The following is a 24328-nucleotide window of genomic DNA, read 5'->3' on the forward strand; positions in this document are numbered from 1 at the left end:
GAATCCCCCTTTGCCTGTCGGGCGGACCATCTGCGAAAATGACCGGGCCGTAAATGGCCAATGCAGACGTCAGCCGCGCCCGATCTCAGGCACGGTCCAGACCTCGCCTGGCCGCAAGGCGCGAAAGCGTTGCTTCGGGATACCTTGATCCTCGAGCGCCTCGGTCAATTTCCGCGCCGGCTCATCGATCGGTTCGTCGGTGAGCTGGAAGGTGCCCCGGTGGCAGCCGGCGGCGAAAGCGGCATTGCACAGCGTCATGCCTTGCACGGCTTCCCCAGGATTTTGGTGCTGCGGCGCCATGAACCAGCGCGGCTCATAGGCGCCGATCGGCAGGATGGCGAAGCGGAAACCGCCATGTTTCTCAGCCATCAGCCGGTAGTTGATGCCATCGTGGAAGCCGGTGTCACCGGCGAAATAGAGCTTGCTATCAGGCGTTTCGATGACGAAGCCGGCCCACAGCGCCATGCGCCGGTCGCGGGCGCCACGCGCCGACCAGTGATGCACCGGCTCGACATGGACGGCGACTCCATTGCCGACCTCGACCCTGTCGCCCCAGTCATGCGCCGACAACCGCATGCCGGGCACGGCGGCCTCTATGATGGCGTCGTTGCCGAGCGGGATGAGCACCAGCGGATCGTGGCCGGCCTTCAGCCGCTTCAACGTGGCGAGGTCGAGATGGTCGTAATGGTTGTGGCTGACCAGCACGAGGTCGATCGGCGGCAGGTCGGCAAAGGCGATGCCTGGCGGATTGATGCGTTTTGGTCCGGCGAAGGAAAGCGGCGACGCGCGCAGCGACCACACCGGATCGGTGAGGATGTTCATCCCGGCCGTCTGGATCAGCAAGGTGGAATGGCCGACCATCGTCACTTCCAGCGCGGCGCCTTCGATCTTCGCGGCCGGTTTTGCCTGCGGAAAGGGGCTTGGATTGGCCGCCGGCCATTTCGAGCGCTTGCCATTCAACTGCCATTTCAGCAGGTCGGCGAAACGGCCGGGCGGCTGGCCGTCGGGATTGAAGAACAATGTGCCGTCGAAATGGTCGCTGGGCGGGCCGCTGTAGTAGCGATTGGCGGCTGTCTTTCTCGCGGCCAAATTTGCGGCTCCAGCAGGGTTTCGTCTCCCTGACATAGGGGCTGCGCCGGCTCGCGCAAGCATCTGACCGCCGAATGCCAGGGCGGCTCTGTGTCGACTGGGATCCCGGGGCGACGCGCGACAAGCGGCCCATGCCATCGCGATTGCGATAAATTTGCAACAAATCTTGCCGCAAACCGTATTTTAACCATATCGGGTTGAAATTTCGCCACCTTCTCCATCTTGGTGGAGGTGAGATTGTGCGGACGGCTTCCCCCCAGCCGGATCCGACGGAGGTTGGAATGACTTTTTCGAAAACCGGTCTGGTGGCCGTATCGCTGGCCGCGCTCGTTGCGAGCGGCTGTTCGACCTCACGTTTCTCGTCGATGGATGATCAGCAGCCCGCGCCGCTGGAGGCCGCGCCCGCCGGCAAGGTGACCGCGAACCAGTTGCCGCCGCCGGCATCGCCCGGCACCACCGACCCGTCGCAATTCCCCACTGCCCCGGCGAACACGCAGGTCGCCTCGCTGCCGCCGGACGGCGCGGCGCCGGCCGGTGCGTCGGACGTGACCGCCGCCAGCGTCGCTGGCGTCTGGAACGTCAGCGTTTCCGGCCAGAGCTGCAAGGTGGCGACACCGCAGACCAAATTCGGCGCAGGTTTCCGCGCCGGGCCGCTGCATTGCCCGGCACCGATCGACGGCATCAAGTCGTGGAACGTCGCCGGCAAGCAGCTGACGCTCTATGACGAGAGTGGCGGTGCGCTGGCGCGGCTCTATTCCTCGGGCGGCTCGAAATTCGACGGCCAGACTTCCAACGGCCAGCCGATTTCGCTTACAAGGTAGGCTAGTCCTTCCGAATGCATGTCGCCCAGAAGTGGCCCCGGTTTCGGGACACGACATGCATAAAAACAAACGACGTGACCGATGCATCTGCGTGACGGCCTCCAGACCCATGCGACCGTCAGGCAGCGCTACGACCATCTGGTGGAAACCAGTGCGATCGAACGCGATCCGGCGCAGGAACGGATCGCGGCTGCGCTCGATCGGCTGATCGATGAGATCTCGGCCAAGCGGCTGGCGCACAAGTCGAGTGCGCTGGGCTGGCTGTTTGCCCGCAAGCGCGAGACGCACGAGGCGGTCAAAGGCCTCTACATCCATGGCGGCGTCGGCCGCGGCAAGACCATGCTGATGGACATGTTCTTCGACTTGCTGCCGGTGCGGCGCAAGCGCCGCGTCCATTTCAACGACTTCATGGCCGACGTGCAGGACCGTATCCAGAAGCATCGGCAGGCGCGCAAGAATGGCGACGTGAAGGAAGACGATCCGATCCCGCCCGTGGCCAAGGCTCTTGCCGAGCAGGCCTGGGTGCTGTGCTTCGACGAGTTCTCGGTCACCGACATTGCCGACGCGATGATCCTGTCCAGGTTGTTTTCGGCGCTGTTTGCCAGCGGCGTGGTGCTGGTCGCCACCTCGAACGTGGCGCCGGAAAATCTTTACAGCGACGGGCTGAACCGCCAGCTTTTCCGGCCGTTCATCGGCATTCTGGAGCGGCATGCACAGGTGTTGGGGCTCGATGCCGACAAGGACTACCGGCTGGAAAAGCTCACCCGCACGCCGGTCTATCTCACGCCGGCCGATGCGGCGGCCGACCAGGTGCTCGACGAGGCCTGGCAAGCCATGACGCGCGGGGCGCCAGAGGCGCAGACGTCGCTGGCGCTCAAAGGCCGGCACGTGGTCGTGCCGCGTGCGGCGGGCGATGCGGCGCGGTTCTCCTTCGCTGATCTCTGCGAAAAGCCGCTCGGCGCCCGCGATTTCCTGGCGATCGCCGGGCGCTTTTCGACCGTCTTCATCGACCACGTCCCAGTACTCGGCGAAGGCAAGCGCAATGAGGCCAAGCGCTTTATCCTTTTGATCGACACGCTCTACGACCATCGTGTGCGGCTGGTGGTGAGTGCCGAAGCCCCGCCATCGCAGCTTTATGTGGCCAAGCGCGGCGTCGAGGTCTTCGAGTTCGAGCGCACGGCATCGCGGCTGATCGAGATGCAAAGCCGCGACTGGCTGGAGGATTGGGCGGAAAGGCAGAAGGCCAGGGATCAGACAAAGAAGCCGGAAGACCGGCACGGCGAGCCTCCCGTCGCCACGACCTGAGCTGTTTCAGGCGGGTGGAAGAATTCCGGCAACAACAGTGTAGTGATCGACGAACTCGGATTTCTCCAGGAGATAGCGATCGTCTTCCGGGTAGTAGCGGGCCAGTTCCGGAGCATCGCCGGCAAAGCCGCGCACGGCGTCCATGGATGTCCACCAGCTCAATGTGACGATCTCCGTCGATCCGTCACCACGATCGCGCATGAGCATCTGGAAACCGCGATTGCCGGCCGTGGCCGCGTAATCGAGGCCTCCTGTCCTGCCGACATAGGCGGCATAGGCAGCCCGATCCTGTGTGCGGATGACGGACGACCAGCGACGCAGAATGAGCGGCTCCGTTTCGGTCATGGCTAACTCCTTGTTGTCGTGGCCGCAAAGCGCACGAAGGACTCTGCCACCGTATCGCCAGGTACATATAGCCAGATACATGGGGCGCGGGCGGCTGATGCCAACCGCCCAAGTCCCGCTGCCGCCGCTCCATGTGGCCAAACGCGGCGTCGAGGTCTTCGAGTTCGAGCGCACGGCATCGCGGCTGATCGAGATGCAAAGCCGCGACTGGCTTGAGGATTGGGCGGAGAGGCAGAAGGCGAAGGCGGCGCCAGAAGCGCAGCAGGCGCAGGCTTAAAGACATAGGTTCGCCATCCGCCTGCATCGTTGGTGGTTGGTGAAACCGGCGCGACGATCGATCTCCTCCCTCGAGGGGGAGATGGCCGGCAGGCCAGAGGGGGTTGGTTCGACCGGGCGCGGCACGGATGGCGCCAGCGCTTCACGCGCGGCGACCCCCTCTGTCGCCTTTGGCGACATCTCCCCCTCGAGGGAGGAGATTTGGCGACCCGCATCACAAGGGCGTCATCGCCCGGGTATAGCCTTACGATCTCCATCTTCATTGTGTAAATTCCCCCAAAGTCGGCTTACAAACTTTGACGTTTACGTAAATCCCAAACACTCTAACCGATTGAAAATGCTAGCTCCGAAATAATCGTTTGAATTTATATCGCACCGGGGCTATTGGGTGCGGCGAAAATTCGCGGTTTCCCCGCAGCATTCCGGCCTCTTCTTCCACGCCGCCATCAAGTCGTTAAAAGGTTTGAGACGTCGTCACTGACAAAGGGAAAACATCCTCACATGGCACGCAACAAGATAGCGCTCATCGGCTCTGGCATGATCGGCGGCACGCTCGCCCACATGATCGGCCTCAAGGACCTCGGCGACGTGGTGCTGTTCGATATTGCCGAGGGTACCCCGCAGGGCAAGGGGCTCGATATCGCGCAGTCGTCGCCGGTCGATGGCTTCGACAGCCGCCTCACCGGCATCAATGATTATGCCGGCATCGAGGGGGCCGATGTCTGCATCGTCACCGCCGGCGTGCCGCGCAAGCCGGGCATGAGCCGTGACGACCTTCTGGGGATCAACCTCAAGGTCATGGAGCAGGTCGGCGCCGGCTTGAAGAAATACGCGCCGAAGGCCTTCGTCATCTGCATCACCAATCCGCTCGACGCCATGGTCTGGGCGCTGCAGAAGTTTTCCGGCCTGCCCAAGAGCCATGTCGTCGGCATGGCCGGCGTGCTCGACAGCGCGCGCTTCCGCTATTTCCTGGCCGAGGAATTCAAGGTCTCGGTCGAGGACGTGACCGCCTTCGTGCTCGGCGGCCACGGCGATTCCATGGTGCCAATGATCCGCTACTCGACGGTATCAGGCATTCCGCTGCCCGATCTCATCAAGATGGGCTGGACCTCGAAGGAGAAGCTCGACCAGATCGTGCAGCGCACCCGCGACGGCGGCGCCGAGATCGTCGGCCTGCTCAAGACCGGCTCGGCATATTATGCGCCGGCCGCCTCGGCAATCCAGATGGCCGAAGCCTATCTCAAGGACAAGAAGCGCGTGCTGCCGTGCGCGGCGTATCTCTCCGGCCAGTATGGCGTCAAGAACACTTATGTCGGCGTTCCCGTGGTGATCGGCGCCGGCGGTGTCGAACGCATCATCGAGATCGACCTCAACAAGGCCGAGCAGAAGATGTTCGACAGTTCGGTGGCGACGGTGCAGGGCCTGACCGAGGCCTGCGTCAAGATCGCGCCGCAACTCGCCTCGAAGTAAACCGGAGCAAATCCAGATGAACATCCATGAGTATCAGGGCAAGGCGCTGCTGAAGTCGTTCGGCGCGCCGGTGGCCGAAGGCGTGCCGGTGTTCAAGGCGAGCGAGGCGGAAGCCGCCGCCAAGGCGCTGCCGGGCCCGCTCTATGTGGTGAAGAGCCAGATCCATGCCGGCGGCCGCGGCAAGGGCAAATTCAAGGAGCTTGGCCCGGACGCCAAGGGCGGTGTGCGGCTGGCCAAGTCGGTGGCCGACGTCGTCGCCAACGCCAACGAGATGCTGGGCAACACGCTGGTGACCAAGCAGACCGGCCCGGCCGGCAAGCAGGTCAACCGCCTCTACATCGAGGACGGCGCCGACATCGAACGCGAGCTCTATCTGTCGATCCTGGTCGACCGTTCGGTCGGCCGCATCGCCTTCGTCGTCTCGACCGAGGGCGGCATGGACATCGAGGCGGTCGCTCATGACACGCCGGAAAAGATCATCACCGTCGCCATCGATCCGGAAAAGGGCGTCACATCAGCCGATCTGAAGGCGCTCAACGGCGCGCTGAAGCTCGACGGCGACGCGGCACAAGATAGCAATACGCTGTTCCCGATCCTCTACAAGGCCTTTGTCGAGAAGGACATGAGCCTGCTCGAGGTCAACCCGCTGATCGTCATGAAGAACGGCCGGCTGCGCGTGCTCGACGCAAAGGTGTCGTTCGACAACAACGCGCTGTTCCGTCACCCCGATGTGCTCGAGCTGCGCGACACCACCGAAGAGGACGAGAAGGAGATCGAGGCGTCGAAATACGACCTCGCCTATGTCGCGCTCGACGGCAATATCGGCTGCATGGTCAACGGCGCGGGCCTTGCCATGGCGACGATGGACATCATCAAGCTCTATGGCGCCGAGCCCGCCAACTTCCTCGATGTCGGCGGTGGTGCGTCCAAGGAGAAGGTGACGGCGGCGTTCAAGATCATCACCAGGGATCCGGCGGTCAAGGGCATCCTGATCAACATCTTCGGCGGCATCATGAAATGCGACATCATTGCCGAGGGCGTCATTGCCGCGGTCAAGGAAGTCGGCCTGGAAGTACCGCTGGTGGTGCGCCTGGAAGGCACCAATGCCGAGCTCGGCAAGAAGATCATCAACGACAGCGGCCTCAACGTCGTTTCGGCCGACGATCTCGACGATGCGGCCAAGAAGATCGTGGCGGCGGTGAAGGGCTGATCTGGTGCCTCCGCACAAGATAAACCTGGTCGAGGCGGCGGATGCGAAGATCAAAAAGGTCTTCGATCCGCATATCGCTGGCGACGTCAACGAGTCTCAGGTCAAGATCGCCAAGTTCGGCGACGTCTTCGACTGGCATGCGCATGACAATGAGGACGAAGCCTTCCTCGTGCTGCGCGGGCGCATCGCCATCGATTTTCGTGACGGCACGGTGGAGCTCTCCAGCGGCGAGTTCATCGTCGTGCCGCGCGCCGTCGAGCATCGGCCGCGCTCGCTCAGCGAAGAACCTGTCGTGCTGATGTTCGAGCCGGCGACGACGCTCAACACCGGCAATGCCAAGAGCGACCTTACCGTCGCTGATCTGAAGCGGCTCTGACCATGAATGCAGCCCCCTCCTTCTCGTTTTCCGCTGATCGCCAGCGCCGGCCGCGGCGTGACGCGGCCAGGAGAGGTGTCGGCCGACAACTTGCGACTGTCACACAGTTACACATATACTGTGTGACATTTTGCGGGAGAAAAGAGAAATGAAGAACATCACTCTGGCGGTCGAAGACGAGGTTCTGGAGCAGGTCAAGCTGGCGGCTGTCGAGCAGAGAACGACCGTCAATGCCATGGTGCGGGATTTCTTCGCGGCAGTAGCCGCGAAGCGGCACGCCAAGGACGAGGCACGGCAAGCCTTGCTGCGGCTTGCCCGCGAGGCGGCAGGTGACTTGGGTGGCAAGAAGTGGAACCGGGAAGCTCTCTATGACCGCTGAGTGCTTCCTCGACACGAACGTTCTCGTCTATGCCGCCATCGGACACAAATCCGAGCGCGCCAAGTACGAGCGCGCTGTGGAGTTGATCGCCAAGGAAGACTATTCGACCTCCGCTCAGGTGCTGCAGGAATTCTATGTGAACGTGACCAAACGAGCGGATGTCACACTGGCGCCAGCGAAGGCGGCCGAGTGGGTCGCCGCGATCTCCATGAAGCCCTGCCAGGATCTAGACAGCGCGGTCGTCATGCGGGGCATCGAGAACTCGCAGCGCTATCAGATTTCATATTGGGATGGCGCAATCATTGCCGCCGCCGAGCGCCTTGGCGTCAAGACACTTTACACCGAAGACCTCAACCACGGGCAGGCTTACGGCTCAGTGGTCGCCATCAACCCCTTCCGCACTCACTGATCAGGTCGCAAAAAATGTCCATTCTCGTCGACAAGAACACCAAGGTGCTGGTGCAGGGACTGACCGGCAAGACCGGCACGTTCCACACCGAACAGGCGCTGGCCTATCACGGCACGAAAATGGTCGGCGGCATCCATCCCAAGAAGGGTGGCGAAACCTGGACCGGCTCGAAGGGCGAGAGCCTGCCGATCTTCGCCACCGTTGCCGAGGGCAAGGAAAAGACCGGCGCCAATGCTTCGGTCGTCTATGTGCCGCCGGCGGGTGCCGCCGAAGCCATCCTCGAAGCGATCGAGGCCGAGATCCCGCTGATCATCTGCATCACCGAAGGCATACCGGTGATGGACATGATCAGGGTCAAGGCGCGGCTCGACCGCTCGACCTCGCGGCTGATCGGCCCGAACTGCCCGGGCGTGCTCACCCCCAACGAATGCAAGATCGGAATCATGCCCGGCAACATCTTCCGCAAGGGCTCGGTCGGCGTTGTTTCGCGCTCGGGAACACTTACCTATGAGGCTGTGTTCCAGACCACCAATGTCGGCCTCGGCCAGACCACCGCCGTCGGCATTGGCGGCGACCCCGTCAAAGGCACCGAGTTCATCGATGTGCTCGAGATGTTCCTCGCCGATGACGAGACCAAGTCGATCATCATGATCGGCGAGATCGGCGGTTCGGCCGAGGAAGACGCCGCGCAGTTCCTCAAGGACGAAGCCAAGCGTGGCCGCAAAAAGCCGATGGCCGGCTTCATCGCCGGACGCACGGCGCCGGCCGGCCGCACCATGGGTCATGCGGGCGCGGTCATCTCCGGCGGCAAGGGCGGTGCGGAAGACAAGATCGCGGCGATGGAATCGGCTGGCATCAAGGTATCGCCCTCGCCGGCAAGGCTGGGCACGACCTTGGTCGAGGCGATCAAGGGTTAAAGCGAGTAGCGAGTAGTGAATAGCGAATAGGGAAAACAGAGTAGCGGCGCGACCACAGGGCAATCCCTACTCGCTATTCGCTACTCCCTATTCGCTCCAAACAGGAGACGGAGCCAGGCTCCGCGGACAAAATGGCAAGACAAGATCAGGCCAACGACCAGTTTTCGCTCACCTCTTTCCTCTATGGCGGCAACGCCGACTACATCGACGCGCTCTACGCCGCCTATGAGGACGATCCAGCCTCGGTCAATCCCGAATGGCAGGAGTTCTTCGCCGGGCTGAAGGACGATGCCGGCGATGTGCGCAAGAACGCCAAGGGCGCCTCTTGGGCCAAGCCGTCCTGGCCGCTGCAGGCCAATGGCGAACTGGTGTCGGCGCTCGACGGCAACTGGGGCATCGTCGAGAAGCATCTGGAAAAGAAGGTCAAGGACAAGGCCGTCGTCAACGGCATCGTGCTTTCCGATGCCGATGTGCACCAGGCGACGCGCGATTCCGTGCGCGCCATCATGATGATCCGCGCCTACCGCATGCGCGGCCATCTGCACGCCAATCTCGACCCGCTCGGCATCGCCAAGCCGCTCGAGGACTACAACGAGCTGTCGCCGGAGAACTACGGTTTCACCTCCGCCGACTATGACCGGCCGATCTTCCTCGACAATGTGCTCGGGCTCGAATTCGGCACCATCCGGCAGATGCTGGAAATCCTGACCCGCACCTATTGCTCGACGCTCGGCGTCGAGTTCATGCATATTTCCGATCCCGAGGAAAAGGCCTGGATCCAGGCGCGCATCGAGGGCGCCGACAAGGAGATCACCTTCACCGCCACCGGCAAGAAGGCGATCCTGCAGAAGCTGGTCGAGGCCGAAGGCTTCGAGCAGTTCATCGACGTCAAGTACAAGGGCACCAAGCGCTTCGGCCTCGATGGCAGTGAAGCGCTGATCCCGGCGCTGGAGCAGATCGTCAAGCGCGGCGGCCAGCTCGGCATGAAGGAGATCGTGCTCGGCATGGCGCATCGCGGCCGGCTGAACGTGCTCTCCCAGGTGATGGCCAAGCCGCACCGCGCCATCTTCCATGAGTTCAAGGGCGGCTCGGCCGCACCCGACGAGGTCGAGGGCTCGGGCGACGTCAAGTACCATCTCGGCGCCTCGTCAGACCGCGAATTCGACGGCAACAAGGTGCATCTGTCCTTGACCGCCAATCCCTCGCATCTGGAAATCGTCGATCCGGTGGTGATGGGCAAGGCGCGCGCCAAGCAGGATTATCTGTTCGGCCGCAGCCGCGAGGAAATCGTGCCGCTGGAAGAGCGCGCCAAGGTGCTGCCGCTGCTGCTGCACGGCGATGCCGCCTTTGCCGGCCAGGGCGTGATTGCCGAAATCCTCGGCCTGTCCGGCCTGCGCGGCCACCGCGTCGCGGGCACGCTGCATTTCATCATCAACAACCAGATCGGCTTCACCACCAATCCGCGCTTCTCGCGCTCGTCGCCCTATCCGTCCGACGTCGCCAAGATGATCGAAGCGCCGATCTTCCATGTCAACGGTGACGACCCGGAAGCCGTGGTGCATGCCACCAAGGTGGCGATCGAATTCCGCATGAAGTTCCACAAGCCTGTTGTGGTCGACATGTTCTGCTACCGCCGCTTCGGCCACAATGAGGGCGACGAACCGGCCTTCACCCAGCCGATCATGTATCGCAACATCCGCACCCACAAGACGACGGTGCAGATCTATGCCGACCGCCTGATCGCCGAGGGCCACATCACCCAGGCCGAGTTCGACAAGCTCAAGGCCGACTGGCGGGCGCATCTGGAATCCGAGTGGGAGGTCGGCCAGCACTACAAGCCCAACAAGGCCGACTGGCTCGACGGCGCCTGGTCGGGCCTGCGCACGGCAGACAACCAGGACGAACAAAGGCGCGGCAAGACCGCCGTGCCGGTCAAGACGCTGAAGGAAATCGGCAAGAAGCTGACCGAAGTGCCGAAGGATTTCGAGGCGCACAAGACGATCATCCGCTTCCTCGAGAACCGCCGCCAGGCTATTGAATCCGGCGAAGGCATCGACTGGTCGACGGCCGAGGCGCTCGCATTCGGCGCTATCCTGCTCGACGGCAATCCGATCCGCCTGTCGGGGCAGGATTCCGAACGCGGCACCTTCTCGCAGCGCCATTCCGTGCTCTACGACCAGCGCGACGAGACCCGCTACATCCCGCTCAACAATCTGTCGGCCGCTCAGGCCGGCTACGAAGTCATCAACTCGATGCTGTCGGAAGAGGCGGTACTCGGCTTCGAATATGGCTACAGCCTGGCCGAGCCGAAGGCGCTGACGCTGTGGGAAGCGCAGTTCGGCGACTTCGCCAACGGCGCCCAGGTGGTGTTCGACCAGTTCATCTCGTCGGGCGAACGCAAGTGGCTCAGGATGTCGGGCCTCGTGTGCCTCTTGCCGCATGGCTATGAAGGCCAGGGTCCGGAACATTCCTCGGCCCGGCTCGAACGCTTCCTGCAGCTTTGCGCCGAAGACAACATGCAAGTCGCCAACTGCACGACGCCGGCCAACTACTTCCACATATTGCGCCGGCAACTGAAGCGCGACTTCCGCAAGCCGCTGATCCTGATGACGCCGAAGTCGCTGCTGCGCCACAAGCGGGCGGTTTCGACGCTGCCGGAGATTTCGGGCGAGAGCTCGTTCCACCGGCTGCTTTGGGATGATGCCCAGCTGCTCCCCAACCAGGCGATCAAGCTCACCAAGGATTCGAAGATCCGCCGCGTCGTGCTGTGCTCGGGCAAGGTCTATTACGACCTCTACGAGGAGCGCGAGAAGCGCGGCATCAACGACATCTATCTGCTGCGCGTCGAACAGCTCTACCCGTTCCCGGCCAAGGCGCTGATCACCGAACTGTCGCGCTTCCGCAATGCCGAGATGGTGTGGTGCCAGGAGGAACCCAAGAACATGGGCGCCTGGTCGTTCATCGACCCCTATCTGGAATGGGTGCTGGCGCATATCGACGCCAAGCATCAGCGCGTGCGCTACACCGGCCGTCCGGCGGCCGCCTCGCCGGCGACCGGACTGATGTCGAAGCATCTCGCCCAGCTCGCCGCCTTGCTCGAAGACGCGCTCGGCGAATAACAGAACCGAAAGAAAACGGACAGGCACAATGGCTACCGAAATCCGCGTTCCCACTCTCGGCGAATCCGTCACGGAAGCGACCATCGGCAAATGGTTCAAGAAGGTCGGCGACGCGATCGCCGCCGACGAGCCGCTGGTCGAACTCGAGACCGACAAGGTGACGGTGGAGGTGCCCGCCGCCGCCGCAGGTATCCTTTCGGAGATCGCGGTCAAGGAAGGCGAGACTGTCGGCGTCGGCGCTTTGCTGGGGTCGATTTCGGCAGGTGGCGCGGCCGCTGCTCCCGCGACCAAGCCGCAAGCGGTATCGCAGGCCTCGTCGCCGGATGCGGCATCGACCGGCAAGCAGGCCGCGGCCGAGACCGCCAAGATCGCCGGCGACGCCGGCGCGGTGGAGCCGCGCAGCATGCCGCCGGCGCCGGCAGCAGCCAAGCTGATCGCCGAAAACAATCTGGCGGTCGATCAGCTCTCCGGCTCGGGCAAGCGTGGCCAGGTGCTGAAGGGCGACGTGCTCGACGCGATCTCCAAGGGTGCGCCGTCGCAGCCGGCCGAGACGCCAAAGGCTGCACCGGCACCGGTTGCCGTTCGCGCACCGTCCTCGGGCGACGATGCGTCGCGCGAGGAGCGCGTGCGCATGACCAAATTGCGCCAGACCATCGCGCGCCGCCTCAAGGAAGCGCAGTCGACCGCCGCCATGCTGACCACTTTCAACGAGGTCGACATGTCAGCGGTGATGGCGCTGCGCACCAAATACAAGGACGTGTTCGAGAAGAAGCACGGCGTGAAGCTCGGCTTCATGGGCTTCTTCACCAAGGCGGTGACCCACGCGCTGAAGGAAATCCCCTCGGTCAATGCCGAGATCGACGGCACCGACATCATCTTCAAGAACTATGCCCATATCGGCGTCGCCGTTGGCACCGAGAAGGGCCTCGTCGTGCCGGTCGTGCGCAATGCCGACCAGATGTCGATCGCCGAGATCGAGAAGGACATCGGCCGGCTGGGCATCGCCGCGCGTGACGGCAAGCTGTCGGTGGCGGATATGCAAGGCGGGACGTTTACGATTTCCAACGGTGGCGTTTACGGGTCGCTGATGTCGACGCCGATCCTCAATGCGCCGCAGTCGGGTATCCTCGGCATGCACAAGATCCAGGACCGGCCTGTCGTGGTCGGCGGCCAGATCGTGATCCGGCCGATGATGTACCTGGCGCTCAGCTACGATCACCGCATCGTCGACGGCAAGGAAGCGGTGACTTTCCTCGTGCGCGTCAAGGAAAGTCTGGAGGATCCGGAACGGCTGGTGCTTGACCTCTGAGGTCTGGTGCTGATCCGGTTGTTGGAATGCGTGCCGGAAGGAAGGGATCTGCGCGGCAGAATGACGACCCGTTCCCTTAGCCTTTCCAAGATGTTTTCGATCGCATCGATCGCGGCCGGCATGGTGCTGGCCGCCGCCGGCGCCCAAGCCGCCTGTCCGATCGAGCTCGCTGTCTATGGCGACACCCAGAGCGGCAGCGAGATCGATTTCACGCCGACGGGAACGTCGGCGACCGTCACCAACAGCTTCCGGGTGATCCTCGACAACAATGTGGTGCTCAACGGCATCGTCATGTGGAACGAGGGCGTGTCGCGGCCGAACGGCGCGCTGATGTACAAATGCCCGGAGGGCGACATCACCGGCGAGGAGCTTGCCGCCTGTACGCCCTGGCATGGCGTCATCTACACGTCGGATGACAAGGGTAAAATCGGACTGCTGCCGGCGGAAGGCGTCGACGCGCCGAAGACGCTGATCCTGCCGGATCTCGGTCCGGCGCTGCGTCAATCCTCGGCCTATGGCGGCAGCGGATTTTCGAAAGTGCCGTGGGATGTGTTTGCCTTGAAAGGATGCCAGGAATGAGCGGGACGCAAAAGGTGCTGCTGGTCACCGGCGGCAGCCGCGGCATCGGCGCCGCGATCTGCCGGCTCGGGTCTAAGGCCGGCTATCGACTGGGGATCAACTACGCTGCGAACCAGGACGCCGCCAATGCACTGGTCGCCGAGATCAAGGCCGCCGGCGGCGAGGCTTTTGCCGTCAAGGGCGATGTCGGCAGCGAGGCCGATGTCGTGGCCATGTTCGAGGCTGTCGACCGCGCCTATGGCCGGCTCGACGCCTTCGTCAACAATGCCGGCATCGTCGACGTCAAGGCGCGCGTCGACGAAATGGATGTCGCGCGGCTGGAGCGCATGATGCGCATCAATGTCGTCGGCTCGTTCCTCTGCGCCCGCGAGGCGGTGAAGCGCATGTCGACCCGTCATGGCGGGTCGGGCGGCGCTATCGTCAACATCTCGTCGGCGGCAGCGACATTGGGCTCGCCGGGCGAGTATGTCGACTATGCCGCCTCCAAGGGCGCCATCGATACGTTCACCATCGGGCTCGCCCGCGAGGTGGCGCTGGAGGGCATCCGCGTCAATGCGGTGCGGCCGGGGATCATCGACACGGACATCCACGCTTCCGGCGGGCAACCGGACCGGGTGGAGCGGTTTCGCGACCTGCTGCCTATGAAAAGAGCCGGCAAGGCTGATGAAGTCGCGGGCGCGGTTCTCTATCTTCTATCCGACGCCGCGTCCTATACGACAGGCGCGATCCTGAATGTAAGCGGCGGCCGCTGAGCCCCAATCAAGAAGGACAGTATCATGGCTTATGACGTCGTTATCATTGGATCGGGACCGGGCGGCTATGTCTGCGCCATCAAGGCGGCGCAGCTCGGGCTGAAGGTCGCGGTGGTCGAGAAGAACGCGACCTTCGGCGGCACTTGCCTGAACATCGGCTGCATTCCGTCCAAGGCGCTGCTCCATGCCTCCGAGATGTTCGCCGAGGCGGGCCATTCCTTCGACACGCTCGGCGTCGAGATATCGGCGCCGAAATTGAACCTGAAGAAGATGATGGCGCACAAGGACGCGACGGTGTCGTCGAACGTCAACGGCGTCGCCTTCCTGTTCAAGAAGAACAAGATCGACTCGTTTCGCGGCACCGGCAAGGTGGTCGCGGCCGGCAAGGTCTCGGTGACCTCTGAGGACGGCAAGGTCGAGGAGATCGAGACCAAGAACATCGTCATCGCCACCGGCTCGGATGTCGCCGGCATTCCCGGCGTCAAGGTCGATATCGACGAGAAGGTGATCGTGTCGTCGACCGGCGCATTGTCGCTGGACAAGGTTCCCGGCCATCTGGTGGTGGTCGGCGGCGGTGTCATCGGGCTCGAGCTCGGCTCGGTGTGGGCGCGGCTCGGCGCCAAGGTCACCGTGGTCGAGTTCCTCGACACCATCCTCGGCGGCATGGACGGCGAGGTCTCCAAGCAGTTCCAGCGGCTTTTGTCGAAACAGGGTTTCGAGTTCAAGCTCGGCGCCAAGGTCACCGGCGTCGCCAAGGCCAAGAAGGGTGCCACCGTTACCTTCGAACCGGTCAAGGGCGGTGCCGCCGAGACGATCGAGGCCGACGCCGTGCTGATCGCCACCGGCCGCCGCGCCTATGCCGACAGCCTTGGCCTCAAGGAAGCCGGCGTCGAGGTCGACGAGCGCGGCCGCGTCAAGACCGATGGCCATCTCAGGACCAATGTGCCCGGCATCTATGCCATCGGCGATGTCATCGCCGGGCCGATGCTGGCCCACAAGGCCGAGGACGAGGGTGTGGCGGTGGCGGAAACCATTGCCGGTCAGGCCGGCCATGTGAACTACGACGTCATTCCGAGCGTCGTCTACACCAGCCCGGAAATCGCCTCGGTCGGCAAGACCGAGGAAGAGCTGAAGAAGGCCGGCATCGACTACAAGGTGGGGAAATTCCCGTTCAGCGCCAATGGCCGGGCGCGGGCCATGCTGCACACAGACGGTTTCGTGAAGATCCTCGCCGACAAGACCTCCGACCGCGTGCTCGGTGTGCATATCGTCGGCTTCGGCGCCGGCGAGATGATCCACGAGGCGGCGGTGCTGATGGAGTTCGGCGGCTCGTCCGAAGATCTCGCCCGCACCTGCCACGCGCATCCGACGATGTCGGAAGCTGTCAAGGAGGCGGCGCTGGCCACGTTCTTCAAGCCGATCCACATCTAGAGGCCTTTCATAAACTCTACTCCGGCAACCCTACTCCGGCGGCCATCTGGCGCGGTTTTCTCCGCTTTCACAGCGCCGCGCGTCCTCTTGGACGCGCAAAGGACGCTGTGACACATTTTTTTGGCGCATGATCCTTTCCGAAAATCGGACCGATTTTCGGGGTCATGCGGTGCTCACGGACCCAAATGTCCGCTGCGCTCCGGTTCTCGAAAACCACACCAGCTGACTCACCGGAGCGAGTTTCTGGAAAGGCCTTTCAGGCGCTCAAAACAAAACGGCCCGCTTTTCAGCGGGCCGTTCGTATTTGATATCGAGCCGATCAGTTGGCCGGTGCCGGCGCAGGCGCTGGGGCCGGTGCGGGCGCAGGGGCCGGAGCAGGTTCTGCGGGTGCAGGCGCCGCCGGAGCCGGAGCTGGTTCGGCTGGCTTGGCCGGTTCGGCCGGCTTCATCGGTTCTGCCGGTGCGGGCGCGGGGGCCGGTGTGCTGGCCGCCGGCGGCTCGGCTGGTGCCGGATGCTCACCACTTCTTCCGAAAACATAATACGCGACAACCGCCAGAATAACGACGACCAGCGCAATCAGCCAGCCACTGCCGCCACCGCCGCTCTGCTTGATGGTGGTGTTGGTGGTGTTGGGATTGAACGGATCGTTTGGATTCGGTGCGTTCGCCATAAAAGTGTCCTCCGTGGATGAAAAATATCAATCAACACCATTCAACGCGCAATCATTGAACTGGTTTCACGCTAGGGTTGGAAAACGCCAAAAACAAGGACAATTCTGCCTTTCCGGAGCCGGAAGGGCGTCGTTTCGCCACGCAGCGCACCAAGTTTACGCCTGCTATGGTCCGATACAGAGGATTTTGCCGTGATGAACACCACAGCGCAGATTGTCCCGAACCCCCACGACGCTCTTGCCGGAGCCCAGTTCGCCGACCGCTATGTGCTGGTCACCGAAGGTCTTTCGTTGACCGCACTCGGCGCGGCGGAACGCGCCTTGGGCCAAACGCCGCGCTGGGTCGGCAGGCTCATGGCGCTGCGCAACCTTGCCGTCAGGCCATTCCGGCTGAAGACTGGCCTGGAACCTGCGGTGTTGCCGGCGGGCCGGATCGGGATATTTCCGCTCCTCAGCCAGTTTCCCGGCAAGGTCGTGCTTGGCCTCGACGACCGGCATCTCGATTTCCGTGTCCTGGTCGAAGTCAGGGATCTTGGCATGGGCCGGCAGGAAGTGGCCGCGTCGACGATCGTCAAGACGCACAATTGGCTCGGGCGCGCCTATCTCGCGATCGTCATGCCGTTTCACCGGATCGTCGTTCCGGCGATGCTGGCTCAGATCTTGGCGAAGTAAGCTGAAGTAGCTAAAGTCCAACAGGCGTGACGGTATAGCCGGCCTTGCGGAAATCCTCGACCAGGCCTTCGGGGCCGGGAAGGTGGAGGGCGCCGACCGCCATGAAGGCATTGCCCCTGGCAAGGATCGGCCCGGCATGCTCGACCATCACCTTGTTGCGGCTGGTGATCATGGTTTCCTCGAACGCCGCATAGCCCGCGGGGTCGTCCTGCTGGTCAGGCATCGCCGCACGAAACAGCGGCCAGAACATGCCGGTGTCGCCGCGCTGGTAGAGCACGATCATGGTTTCGTTGATGTCGTTGACCTTGTCGCCAAGCTTCAGCGTGTCGACGAGGCCCTTCATGTGAAAGGCAAGCGGCAGCGAGGCCATGGCGCGCAGCTGGCTTTCAGCCGTCTCCAATCCTTCCACCGGCTTGCCGGCAGCCTTCGCACCCTCCGCCAGCTTGACGTCGAGCACCGGTGCGCCGCCGGACTGGCGGGCGAGTTCGCAGGCTGGCAGTGCCATCATGGCCGACAGCATCCACGGCTTCATCTTGGCAACGGTTGCCGGTGGGATGCCGCGCGCGTCGAGCGCGGTGTTCATGGCCGCCGCATCGTCCGGCGACAGCAACGACGCCAGCGTCGTGCTATCGGTGAACATCATCAGGTCCGGCTCTTTGAGCATCGCGACCATCATCTTCTGCTTGTCGAGCACGTCGGTGGTTTCGATGACGATGGTGCCGGCGGCGTCATAGGCCTTCTGCGCGTCCGGCGGCAGCGTGGTGACGCGCGGGTCGGTCATGTGCATGGTGCCGAACAGGAAGGACGGTTTTTCGCCGGGCTTTTCCAGCTTCCACAACAGGCCCTTGCCGTTCGGTGTTGCGGCCGCTTCCCTCTCGATCTTGCGATAGGCCGCCGGGTCGTTCTTCTGCAAGGCCGACAGCATGTCGGCGCCGGTGCAGGTCGGGATTTCCGCATGCGCCCTGCCGGCCGCGAACAGCAACACGGCGAGGAACGACAGGAAAAACAGGACGTTGAGCGCAACAAGCAGCTTCAGCGATATGGACGCTGCGCGGTCGGCGATGGCAATGACGCGTTTCATGGTCCCATTCCTAGAACCGAAAAGCGGCAAAACGGTTAATTGGTACTGCGAAATTGAAGGCTTCATGCCCGTGGATGGGCTGATTCGTAGATCTCGAGCAGCCTAGCGGTGTCGACGCCGGTGTAGATCTGCGTCGTCGACAGGCTGGCGTGGCCGAGCAGCTCCTGGATGGTGCGCAAATCGCCGCCGCGGCCGAGCAGATGCGTGGCGAAGGAATGGCGCAGCGCATGCGGCGTCGCGGTGTCGGGCAGGTTGAGTGCCGAGCGCAGTTTGGCCATGTCGCGCTGGACGATGGCCGGGTTGAGCGTGCCGCCGCGCGCGCCGCGAAACAACAGGCCCTTGGGGTCGAGATGATGGGGGCAGAGCCGGCGGTATTCGGCGATGGCCCGCAGCGCCACCGGCAGCACCGGCACCAGGCGCGTCTTGCCGCCCTTGCCGGTGACGCGCAGCACCGTGTCGGCCGCCGACGCCAGATCGGCGCCGGCAAGGCCGAGTGCCTCGGAGATGCGCAGGCCGGAGCCGTAGAGCAGCGTCAGCACGGCGGCGTTGCGGGCAGCGATCCACGGCTCCTCCGCCAATTGGCCTTCGACTGAAACGATATGCTTGGCATCGCTTGCCGTCAGCGGCTTGGGCAGCGATTTGGGCTGGCGCGGCGCGCGCAGTGCTGCCGCGCCAGCCGCATTGGCAAGGCCGCGCCGCTCGAGGAAACGCAGCAGCGAGCGGATGCCGGCCAGGCCGCGGCCGAGCGTGCGGGCACCGGCGCCGGCGTTGCGGCGGGCGGCGAGGAAGCCGCGCAGATCGGCCGGACGCAGATTGGCGATGTCGGAAATGCCGGGCGGCCCACCGATATGGCCGGTGAGGAAATGCAGGAACTGCCTTGTATCGCGCTCATAGGCCTCGACGGTTTCCGGCGACAGCCGGCGCTCGCGCGCCAGCATTTTCAGCCAGCTCTCGCGTGCCGCCTGGAGATCGGGTTTGGCGGGGATGAGGAATTCCTGCATGGCGTGCTTCCAATTCCCCACCATTTTCCGACAGCCGGGTTAGGAAGCGGTGAAGAGCGCGTCATTGAAATGACAATCGGGGAGCGTTAGAGCAAAGCCAAAGGATGTCCCGCCATGAGCAAGCCCCAGAACCCTGTCCAGATGGCCGTGATCGGCGCCGCCCACGGCATCAAGGGCGAATTGCGGGTGAAGACCTTCACCGGTGAGCCGCTGGCGCTGGCCGACTACGGCCCGCTCTACGCCAGGGACGGCCGCGCCTTCCAGATCATCGACATCAGGCCCGCCAACACCGTCGTCGTGGTCCGCTTCAAGGGCGTTGCCGACCGCAACGCCGCCGAGGCGCTGGCCGGCACGGAGCTGTTCGTCGATCGCTCGATGCTGCCGGATGACGGCGATGAGGATGAATTCTACCATGCCGACCTCGTCGGCCTCGAAGTCCGGGACGACACGGGTGCCGCGATCGGCAAGGTCGTCGCGGTGCATAACTTCGGCGGCGGCGACATTCTCGATGTGACGCTGGGCGGGCGCAAGGGTGTGCTGATCCCGTTCACGCAGGCCGCGGTGCCGCAAGTGTCGATCGCCGAAGGCTTCGTCCGTGTCGACCCGGCGGCGGCCGGGCTGGTCGAGGACGAGGATGGCGATGGCCCGCGCGAGGAAGACTTCGACCCGAAGGGCAGACCGCGCGGACCGAGCGATGCCGGGGGCAACCGGTGAGTTTTTCCGCCTCGGTGCTGACGCTTTACCCGGAGATGTTTCCCGGCGCGCTCGGCCTGTCGCTGGCCGGCCGGGCGCTCGAAGGCGGCATCTGGTCGCTGGAGGCGATCCAGATCCGCGACTTCGCCACCGACCGCCATCGCACTGTCGACGACACGCCGGCCGGCGGCGGCGCCGGCATGGTGATGCGCGCCGATGTTCTGGCCAGGGCGATCGACCATGCTTCGCCAGAAGGCGACGCGCGGCCACGGCTGCTGATGAGCCCGCGCGGCAAACCGCTGACACAGGCGCGCGTGCGCGAACTGGCCGCCGGGCCGGGCGCCGTCATCCTGTGCGGCCGCTTCGAAGGCGTCGATCAGCGGGTGATCGACGCGCGGGGATTAGAGGAAATCTCCATCGGCGATTTCATCCTCTCGGGCGGTGAGCCGGCGGCGCTTGTGCTGCTCGACGCGGTGGTGCGGCTGTTGCCCGGCGTGATGGGCAACGCGGTGTCGGGCGAGGAGGAGAGTTTCGAAAACGGCCTGCTCGAACATCCGCACTATACAAGGCCGCAGGAGTTTGAAGGCCGCGAGATTCCCGAGGTGCTGATTTCGGGCAATCACAAGAAGATCGCCGCATGGCGGCGGGCGGAGTCAGAAAGACTGACAGCCGAGAGGCGTCCGGACCTGCTTGCCGCTGCTCAGCCCTTGGCAAAATAGTAGAAGGCGAGAAACAGGCCGACGGCGACGACGAAGCCGCGCACCGCGTTCTGCGGCACGCGCTTGGCGATCCAGACGCCGGCATAGCCGCCCAGCGCGCCGCCCGGGATCATGATGATCGCCTGCGGCCAGGCGACGACGCCGCCGGAGACGAAGACGACGATCGCGACAGCGGCGATGACCATGGCCAGCATGTTCTTCAGAGCATTCAGCCGGTGATAGTCGCCGGCTTGCGTCAGGCCGAGCGTCGCCAGCATCATCACGCCCATGCCGGCGCCGAAGAAGCCGCCATAGATGGCGGTGATGAACTGCGCCAGGGAACCGGCCAGAGAGCCGACGGCGGCTTCCTGCCCCGGCTTTGGCGCCGGCTTCAGCCAGGGGCCGGCGGCAAACAGCGCCGTCGCGGCCAGCAACAGCCACGGCACCAGGGCGCGAAACGACGGATTGTCGAGCGCCAGCAGGATCAGCGCACCGGCCAGCGCGCCGACCGCCGAGATCAGGCAGAGCACCAGCGCGCCGCGCCAGAAATGCCTGATATCGGCCGAGTAGGCGAGCGTCGAGGTAATGTAGCCTGGAAATTGCGTCACCGAGGAGGTGGCGTTGGCGACGATCGGCGGCAGGCCGACCAGTGTCATGGCGCCGAAGGTGATGAAGGTGCCACCACCGGCGACCGCATTGGCGGCGCCTGACAGAAAGCCCGCCAGGAACAGCAGGATGGCGTCGAAGACAGACATGGAATGCGGCCGCTCAAAACTGTACTATTTCAGGCTTAGGAAGCCTGAAGGATCGGCGCAACCCGGCACGGCAGGATTACGATGGTGCCATGCAAGCAGAAAATGCGCGGCCAAGGCGTGACAAAGCGGCGAAATAGCTGTATGTGCCCGCCCGTACTGGCCAGAAAGAATCTGCCGGACCCGTCAACAATGACGGTGTAGTCGCCCCTGTCCGATGTTTCAAAGACAAATGTCTGGAGACAAAGGGCATAGCCGAGCGGTCATTGGAACTGCAAGGCGAGCGTCGGACGCTCTGACTGTCGGAAGAACAAGAAGTGGACTTTTGAGATGGATATCCTCCGTCAGCTCGAGGCCGAACAGGCCGCCAAGATCGAAGCCAAGCGCAAGCTTCCCGAATTCCAGCCCGGCGACACCGTGCGCGTCCTGGTCCGCGTGACCGAAGGCACCCGCACCCGCGTCCAGGCTTATGAGGGCGTCGTCATCGCCCGCGCCGGCGCCGGCTTCCAGGAGAACTTCACCGTTCGCAAGATTTCCTACGGCGAAGGCGTCGAGCGCGTATTCCCGGTCTACTCGCCGATGGTCGAAGGCGTCGAGATCGTTCGCCGCGGCAAGGTGCGTCGCGCCAAGCTCTATTATCTGCGCGATCGTCGCGGCAAGTCGGCCCGTATCTCGGAAAACACCGGCGTGCGCGCCCGCAAGCTGAACGACGAGGAGCGCGATGCGCTGAACGCCGAGAAGGCCCGTATCGAGGCCGAGAAGGTGGCAGCCGCCGAGGCTCTGGCCGTCGAGAAGGCCGCCCAGGACGCCGCCGAGAAGAAGGCCGCCGCCGAGGCAGCCGAAGCCGCCAAGGCAGCGGAAGCAGCCACCGCCGAATAAGGTTTTCGTCAAGCACGTTCGAAAAGGCGGCTTCGGCCGCCTTTTTTCGTTTGGAGGGATCAATGGCAGGAAATCGGCGATTGACCATTTATATCGCGTACTAAACAATCGCGCACGATTTAAATGGAGAAGCGAAATGCCTGCATTGTATACCACCCAAGCCCGCGCCGTTGGCGGCCGCGCCGGCCATGTCCAGAGCGACGATGGCCTGCTCAGCCTCGACCTTGCCATGCCGAAGGAGCTTGGCGGCAAGGGCGGCGCCACCAATCCCGAGCAGCTTTTCGCCGCGGGCTATGCCGCCTGCTTCGAAAGCGCCATGCGCTTCATCGCCGGCAAGCAGAAGCTGCCCTTGCAGGATGCTTCGGTGACGGCCAATGTCAGCCTGCACAGCAATGCGCAGGGCGGATTTGTGCTTGGCGTTTCGCTTTCGGCGGAAACGAAAGGTCTTGATCAGGCGGCGACGGAAGCGCTTGTATCGGCGGCGCACCAGATTTGCCCCTATTCCAACGCCATCAAGGGCAATATCGAAGTGGCGCTTTCGGCAACGGCGCTTCCGGCAAAGGCAGCATGACCACGGAAACGACAACCAGGTCCAAGCAAACCCCGGCGCAATTCGCCGGGGTGGTAAAGCTCGACCAACAGCTCTGCTTCGCGCTCTATTCGGCAAGTGGGCTGATGACGCGGCTGTATCGGCCGTTGCTCGATCCACTCGGCCTGACCTATCCGCAATATCTGGCCATGCTGGCGCTGTGGGAACGGGCACCAAGCACGGTGGGCGAGCTTGGCGAAGCGCTCGGACTGGATTCGGCGACACTGACGCCGCTGCTCAAGCGGCTGGAGGCAGGCGGCCTGGTCACACGCCGGCGCGACCCCGCCGACGAGCGCCGGGTTCTGGTCGAGCCGACGGCGAAGGGCCAAGCGTTGCGCGAGCAGGCCAGAAGCGTGCCGGCAGCGATGCTTTGCAATCTGCCGCTGGACGCCGACGAGTTGAAATCCCTGCACCACACCCTGACGCGGTTCGTCTCCGGCCTGCGCAAGGCGGATGCCGGCAGGGCGAACCGGGACTGAGCGCAACCGCGACACCGGTCGTTCCCGATTCCTGCGATTGCAGGCAAGGAAATCCGCTTTCCACGGCAAGCAGCGCAGCGGACCGTCTTGCATGACGCTTGCGGAAAGCTAAAGTCGGCGCCGGATTTTCCTGCAAGCCCGGCCATGCCCGGGTCCTTCAATTTCCGGGGAGTGTGTGATGACCAAATCGAAACTGCTGCTGGCAGGCCTGCTTGCCCTCGTCCTGGCACCGGTTGCCGCATTCGCGCAGGCGCTGCCCGATCTCGGCGGCAAGAAGGTGGTGGTGGTCACCGAAAACGCCTATCCGCCGCTGCAGTTCATCGATGCCAAGACCGGCAAGCAGATCGGCTGGGAATATGATGCGATGAACGAGATCGCCAAGCGGCTGAATTTTACCGTCGAGTTCCAGAACACGTCCTGGGACGCGATGATCCAGGCGGTTTCCGACAACCAGTACAACATCGGCATGACCGGCATCACCATCAAGGACGACCGCAAGGAGAAGGTCGATTTCTCCGACCCCTATATGCGTTCGGAACAGTTCATGCTGGTGCGCGGCGATGAGAGCCGCTTCACCGACGCCAAGACCTTCGGCGCCTTCAAGGACGGGCTGATCGGCGCGCAGGCCGGCACCACACCTTTCTACACCGCCGTCTACAGCGTGCTCGACGGCAATGAGCAGAACCCGCGCATCAAGCTGTTCGAGACCTTCGGCGCGACGGTGCAGGCGCTGAAGTCCGGCGACGTCGATGTCGTGCTGACCGACGGCACCGCCGGCAAGGGCTATGTCGACGCCTCCGAGGGCAAGCTGAAGCTGATCGGCGGACCGCTCGGCACCGAGGATTTTGGCTTTATCTTCCCGAAGGGTTCGGATCTGGTGAAGCCGGTCAACGCGGCGATCGCCGCCCTCAAGGCCGACGGGACGCTGGATGCGCTGAACAAGAAATGGTTTCTTGACTACAAGATGGGGCAGTAATTCGCCTTGTCGCGAGGGTTGCGTGACGGACAGGAATTCGCGCTGACTCTG

At 63.6% G+C, this 24328-nt stretch carries 26 protein-coding genes and 1 pseudogene; 21 read left to right on the forward strand and 6 right to left on the reverse strand.

What is annotated here, in order from left to right:
* Positions 1-69: 69 nt before the first annotated feature.
* Positions 70-1125: an MBL fold metallo-hydrolase gene (locus FCU66_RS33740; RefSeq protein ID WP_425462882.1), complete on the reverse strand. Its 1056-nt coding sequence runs from the start codon at positions 1123-1125 to the stop codon at positions 70-72.
* Between the two features lie 245 nt (positions 1126-1370).
* On the opposite strand from FCU66_RS33740, the gene FCU66_RS33745 reads away from it, so the two are divergent.
* Both FCU66_RS33745 and zapE read left to right on the forward strand, forming a co-directional pair.
* Positions 1371-1910 carry a protease inhibitor Inh/omp19 family protein gene (locus FCU66_RS33745; RefSeq protein ID WP_056585733.1) on the forward strand — a complete coding sequence of 180 codons (540 nt, stop codon included), beginning with the start codon at positions 1371-1373 and terminating at the stop codon, positions 1908-1910.
* 81 nt (positions 1911-1991) lie between these two features.
* Entirely contained in the window at positions 1992-3215 is a 1224-nt protein-coding gene (gene zapE, locus FCU66_RS33750; protein ID WP_136622131.1) for a cell division protein ZapE, read from the forward strand.
* Between the two features lie 6 nt (positions 3216-3221).
* Here zapE and FCU66_RS33755 read toward each other — a convergent pair whose 3' ends face one another.
* On the reverse strand, positions 3222-3560 hold the full coding sequence (locus FCU66_RS33755; RefSeq protein ID WP_136622132.1) for a hypothetical protein: 339 nt from the start codon (positions 3558-3560) through the stop codon (positions 3222-3224).
* 127 nt (positions 3561-3687) lie between these two features.
* On the opposite strand from FCU66_RS33755, the pseudogene FCU66_RS33760 reads away from it, so the two are divergent.
* From FCU66_RS33760 to lpdA, 12 genes and pseudogenes are all read left to right on the forward strand, one after another.
* Positions 3688-3837 (forward strand): annotated as a pseudogene (locus tag FCU66_RS33760) (cell division protein ZapE); the annotation flags it as partial.
* A gap of 500 nt (positions 3838-4337) precedes the next feature.
* A complete protein-coding gene (gene mdh / locus FCU66_RS33770) occupies positions 4338-5306 on the forward strand; it encodes a malate dehydrogenase (protein WP_136622133.1) in 969 nt (322 codons plus the stop codon).
* 16 nt (positions 5307-5322) lie between these two features.
* Positions 5323-6516 carry an ADP-forming succinate--CoA ligase subunit beta gene (sucC, locus tag FCU66_RS33775; protein WP_136622134.1) on the forward strand — a complete coding sequence of 398 codons (1194 nt, stop codon included), beginning with the start codon at positions 5323-5325 and terminating at the stop codon, positions 6514-6516.
* Between the two features lie 4 nt (positions 6517-6520).
* Positions 6521-6892 (forward strand): cupin domain-containing protein, encoded by a 372-nt coding sequence (locus FCU66_RS33780; RefSeq protein ID WP_136622135.1) that lies wholly within the window; start codon positions 6521-6523, stop codon positions 6890-6892.
* 148 nt (positions 6893-7040) lie between these two features.
* The gene (locus tag FCU66_RS33785) at positions 7041-7271 is read left to right on the forward strand and encodes a hypothetical protein (RefSeq protein WP_136622136.1); all 231 of its coding nucleotides are present in this window, start codon (positions 7041-7043) and stop codon (positions 7269-7271) included.
* Complete coding sequence (locus FCU66_RS33790; RefSeq protein WP_136622137.1) at positions 7261-7680, forward strand: PIN domain-containing protein; 420 nt, start codon at positions 7261-7263, stop codon at positions 7678-7680. The genes FCU66_RS33785 and FCU66_RS33790 overlap by 11 nt, the downstream gene beginning before the upstream one ends.
* A gap of 14 nt (positions 7681-7694) precedes the next feature.
* Entirely contained in the window at positions 7695-8597 is a 903-nt protein-coding gene (gene sucD, locus FCU66_RS33795) for a succinate--CoA ligase subunit alpha (protein WP_136622138.1), read from the forward strand.
* A gap of 131 nt (positions 8598-8728) precedes the next feature.
* A complete protein-coding gene (locus FCU66_RS33800; protein WP_136622139.1) occupies positions 8729-11716 on the forward strand; it encodes a 2-oxoglutarate dehydrogenase E1 component in 2988 nt (995 codons plus the stop codon).
* A 28-nt stretch (positions 11717-11744) separates the two neighbouring features.
* Positions 11745-13025, forward strand: coding sequence for a 2-oxoglutarate dehydrogenase complex dihydrolipoyllysine-residue succinyltransferase (gene odhB / locus FCU66_RS33805; protein ID WP_136622140.1), 1281 nt, complete (start codon positions 11745-11747; stop codon positions 13023-13025).
* Between the two features lie 60 nt (positions 13026-13085).
* A complete protein-coding gene (locus tag FCU66_RS33810) occupies positions 13086-13604 on the forward strand; it encodes a hypothetical protein (protein ID WP_136622141.1) in 519 nt (172 codons plus the stop codon).
* Positions 13601-14356 (forward strand): SDR family oxidoreductase, encoded by a 756-nt coding sequence (locus FCU66_RS33815; protein ID WP_136622142.1) that lies wholly within the window; start codon positions 13601-13603, stop codon positions 14354-14356. Before FCU66_RS33810 ends, FCU66_RS33815 begins: the two co-directional genes overlap by 4 nt.
* Positions 14357-14380: 24 nt before the next feature.
* Complete coding sequence (gene lpdA, locus FCU66_RS33820) at positions 14381-15787, forward strand: dihydrolipoyl dehydrogenase (RefSeq protein WP_136622143.1); 1407 nt, start codon at positions 14381-14383, stop codon at positions 15785-15787.
* Between the two features lie 319 nt (positions 15788-16106).
* On the opposite strand, the gene FCU66_RS41430 is transcribed toward lpdA, so the two are convergent.
* Positions 16107-16457, reverse strand: a complete 351-nt coding sequence (locus tag FCU66_RS41430) for a hypothetical protein (protein WP_168992182.1) — start codon at positions 16455-16457, stop codon at positions 16107-16109.
* Between the two features lie 195 nt (positions 16458-16652).
* Between FCU66_RS41430 and FCU66_RS33830 the strand changes: the two genes are divergently transcribed.
* Positions 16653-17129: a DUF2867 domain-containing protein gene (locus FCU66_RS33830; RefSeq protein WP_168992184.1), complete on the forward strand. Its 477-nt coding sequence runs from the start codon at positions 16653-16655 to the stop codon at positions 17127-17129.
* A gap of 10 nt (positions 17130-17139) precedes the next feature.
* On the opposite strand, the gene FCU66_RS33835 is transcribed toward FCU66_RS33830, so the two are convergent.
* Positions 17140-18210, reverse strand: coding sequence for a TraB/GumN family protein (locus tag FCU66_RS33835; protein ID WP_136622144.1), 1071 nt, complete (start codon positions 18208-18210; stop codon positions 17140-17142).
* 62 nt (positions 18211-18272) lie between these two features.
* Positions 18273-19211 (reverse strand): tyrosine recombinase XerC, encoded by a 939-nt coding sequence (locus FCU66_RS33840; protein ID WP_136622145.1) that lies wholly within the window; start codon positions 19209-19211, stop codon positions 18273-18275.
* 114 nt (positions 19212-19325) lie between these two features.
* Between FCU66_RS33840 and rimM the strand changes: the two genes are divergently transcribed.
* Together rimM and trmD are read left to right on the forward strand one after the other, a co-directional pair.
* A complete protein-coding gene (rimM, locus tag FCU66_RS33845; RefSeq protein WP_136622146.1) occupies positions 19326-19925 on the forward strand; it encodes a ribosome maturation factor RimM in 600 nt (199 codons plus the stop codon).
* A complete protein-coding gene (trmD, locus tag FCU66_RS33850; RefSeq protein ID WP_136622147.1) occupies positions 19922-20623 on the forward strand; it encodes a tRNA (guanosine(37)-N1)-methyltransferase TrmD in 702 nt (233 codons plus the stop codon). The genes rimM and trmD overlap by 4 nt, the downstream gene beginning before the upstream one ends.
* On the opposite strand, the gene FCU66_RS33855 is transcribed toward trmD, so the two are convergent.
* Entirely contained in the window at positions 20605-21357 is a 753-nt protein-coding gene (locus FCU66_RS33855; protein WP_136622148.1) for a sulfite exporter TauE/SafE family protein, read from the reverse strand. The two genes, trmD and FCU66_RS33855, sit on opposite strands and share 19 nt — an antisense overlap.
* A gap of 327 nt (positions 21358-21684) precedes the next feature.
* Here FCU66_RS33855 and rplS point away from each other — a divergent pair, with 327 nt between their 5' ends.
* The 4 genes from rplS to FCU66_RS33875 all read left to right on the forward strand — a co-directional run bounded on the left by rplS (position 21685) and on the right by FCU66_RS33875 (position 24277).
* Positions 21685-22233 carry a 50S ribosomal protein L19 gene (rplS, locus tag FCU66_RS33860; RefSeq protein WP_109663826.1) on the forward strand — a complete coding sequence of 183 codons (549 nt, stop codon included), beginning with the start codon at positions 21685-21687 and terminating at the stop codon, positions 22231-22233.
* A gap of 136 nt (positions 22234-22369) precedes the next feature.
* The gene (locus tag FCU66_RS33865; RefSeq protein WP_136622149.1) at positions 22370-22804 is read left to right on the forward strand and encodes an organic hydroperoxide resistance protein; all 435 of its coding nucleotides are present in this window, start codon (positions 22370-22372) and stop codon (positions 22802-22804) included.
* Entirely contained in the window at positions 22801-23301 is a 501-nt protein-coding gene (locus tag FCU66_RS33870) for a MarR family winged helix-turn-helix transcriptional regulator (protein WP_136622150.1), read from the forward strand. Before FCU66_RS33865 ends, FCU66_RS33870 begins: the two co-directional genes overlap by 4 nt.
* A gap of 178 nt (positions 23302-23479) precedes the next feature.
* Complete coding sequence (locus tag FCU66_RS33875; RefSeq protein WP_136622151.1) at positions 23480-24277, forward strand: transporter substrate-binding domain-containing protein; 798 nt, start codon at positions 23480-23482, stop codon at positions 24275-24277.
* The last annotated feature ends 51 nt before the right edge of the window (positions 24278-24328 follow it).

It is taken from the genome of Mesorhizobium norvegicum, assembly GCF_004919685.1.
Taxonomy (GTDB): domain Bacteria; phylum Pseudomonadota; class Alphaproteobacteria; order Rhizobiales; family Rhizobiaceae; genus Mesorhizobium; species Mesorhizobium norvegicum.

Coding starts and splice junctions, on each gene's coding strand:
- FCU66_RS33810 (WP_136622141.1), top strand. CDS start 13,086: ATGACGACCCGTTCCCTTAGCCTTTCCAAGATGTTTTCGATCGCATCG.
- FCU66_RS33815 (WP_136622142.1), top strand. CDS start 13,601: ATGAGCGGGACGCAAAAGGTGCTGCTGGTCACCGGCGGCAGCCGCGGC.
- rimM (WP_136622146.1), top strand. CDS start 19,326: ATGAGCAAGCCCCAGAACCCTGTCCAGATGGCCGTGATCGGCGCCGCC.
- FCU66_RS33835 (WP_136622144.1), bottom strand. CDS start 18,210: ATGAAACGCGTCATTGCCATCGCCGACCGCGCAGCGTCCATATCGCTG.
- sucC (WP_136622134.1), top strand. CDS start 5,323: ATGAACATCCATGAGTATCAGGGCAAGGCGCTGCTGAAGTCGTTCGGC.
- FCU66_RS33830 (WP_168992184.1), top strand. CDS start 16,653: ATGAACACCACAGCGCAGATTGTCCCGAACCCCCACGACGCTCTTGCC.
- FCU66_RS33740 (WP_425462882.1), bottom strand. CDS start 1,125: ATGTCAGGGAGACGAAACCCTGCTGGAGCCGCAAATTTGGCCGCGAGA.
- FCU66_RS33840 (WP_136622145.1), bottom strand. CDS start 19,211: ATGCAGGAATTCCTCATCCCCGCCAAACCCGATCTCCAGGCGGCACGC.
- zapE (WP_136622131.1), top strand. CDS start 1,992: ATGCATCTGCGTGACGGCCTCCAGACCCATGCGACCGTCAGGCAGCGC.
- FCU66_RS33870 (WP_136622150.1), top strand. CDS start 22,801: ATGACCACGGAAACGACAACCAGGTCCAAGCAAACCCCGGCGCAATTC.
- FCU66_RS33875 (WP_136622151.1), top strand. CDS start 23,480: ATGACCAAATCGAAACTGCTGCTGGCAGGCCTGCTTGCCCTCGTCCTG.
- FCU66_RS33800 (WP_136622139.1), top strand. CDS start 8,729: ATGGCAAGACAAGATCAGGCCAACGACCAGTTTTCGCTCACCTCTTTC.
- FCU66_RS41430 (WP_168992182.1), bottom strand. CDS start 16,457: ATGGCGAACGCACCGAATCCAAACGATCCGTTCAATCCCAACACCACC.
- sucD (WP_136622138.1), top strand. CDS start 7,695: ATGTCCATTCTCGTCGACAAGAACACCAAGGTGCTGGTGCAGGGACTG.
- FCU66_RS33785 (WP_136622136.1), top strand. CDS start 7,041: ATGAAGAACATCACTCTGGCGGTCGAAGACGAGGTTCTGGAGCAGGTC.
- odhB (WP_136622140.1), top strand. CDS start 11,745: ATGGCTACCGAAATCCGCGTTCCCACTCTCGGCGAATCCGTCACGGAA.
- FCU66_RS33855 (WP_136622148.1), bottom strand. CDS start 21,357: ATGTCTGTCTTCGACGCCATCCTGCTGTTCCTGGCGGGCTTTCTGTCA.
- FCU66_RS33755 (WP_136622132.1), bottom strand. CDS start 3,560: ATGACCGAAACGGAGCCGCTCATTCTGCGTCGCTGGTCGTCCGTCATC.
- lpdA (WP_136622143.1), top strand. CDS start 14,381: ATGGCTTATGACGTCGTTATCATTGGATCGGGACCGGGCGGCTATGTC.
- FCU66_RS33865 (WP_136622149.1), top strand. CDS start 22,370: ATGCCTGCATTGTATACCACCCAAGCCCGCGCCGTTGGCGGCCGCGCC.
- FCU66_RS33745 (WP_056585733.1), top strand. CDS start 1,371: ATGACTTTTTCGAAAACCGGTCTGGTGGCCGTATCGCTGGCCGCGCTC.
- rplS (WP_109663826.1), top strand. CDS start 21,685: ATGGATATCCTCCGTCAGCTCGAGGCCGAACAGGCCGCCAAGATCGAA.
- FCU66_RS33790 (WP_136622137.1), top strand. CDS start 7,261: ATGACCGCTGAGTGCTTCCTCGACACGAACGTTCTCGTCTATGCCGCC.
- mdh (WP_136622133.1), top strand. CDS start 4,338: ATGGCACGCAACAAGATAGCGCTCATCGGCTCTGGCATGATCGGCGGC.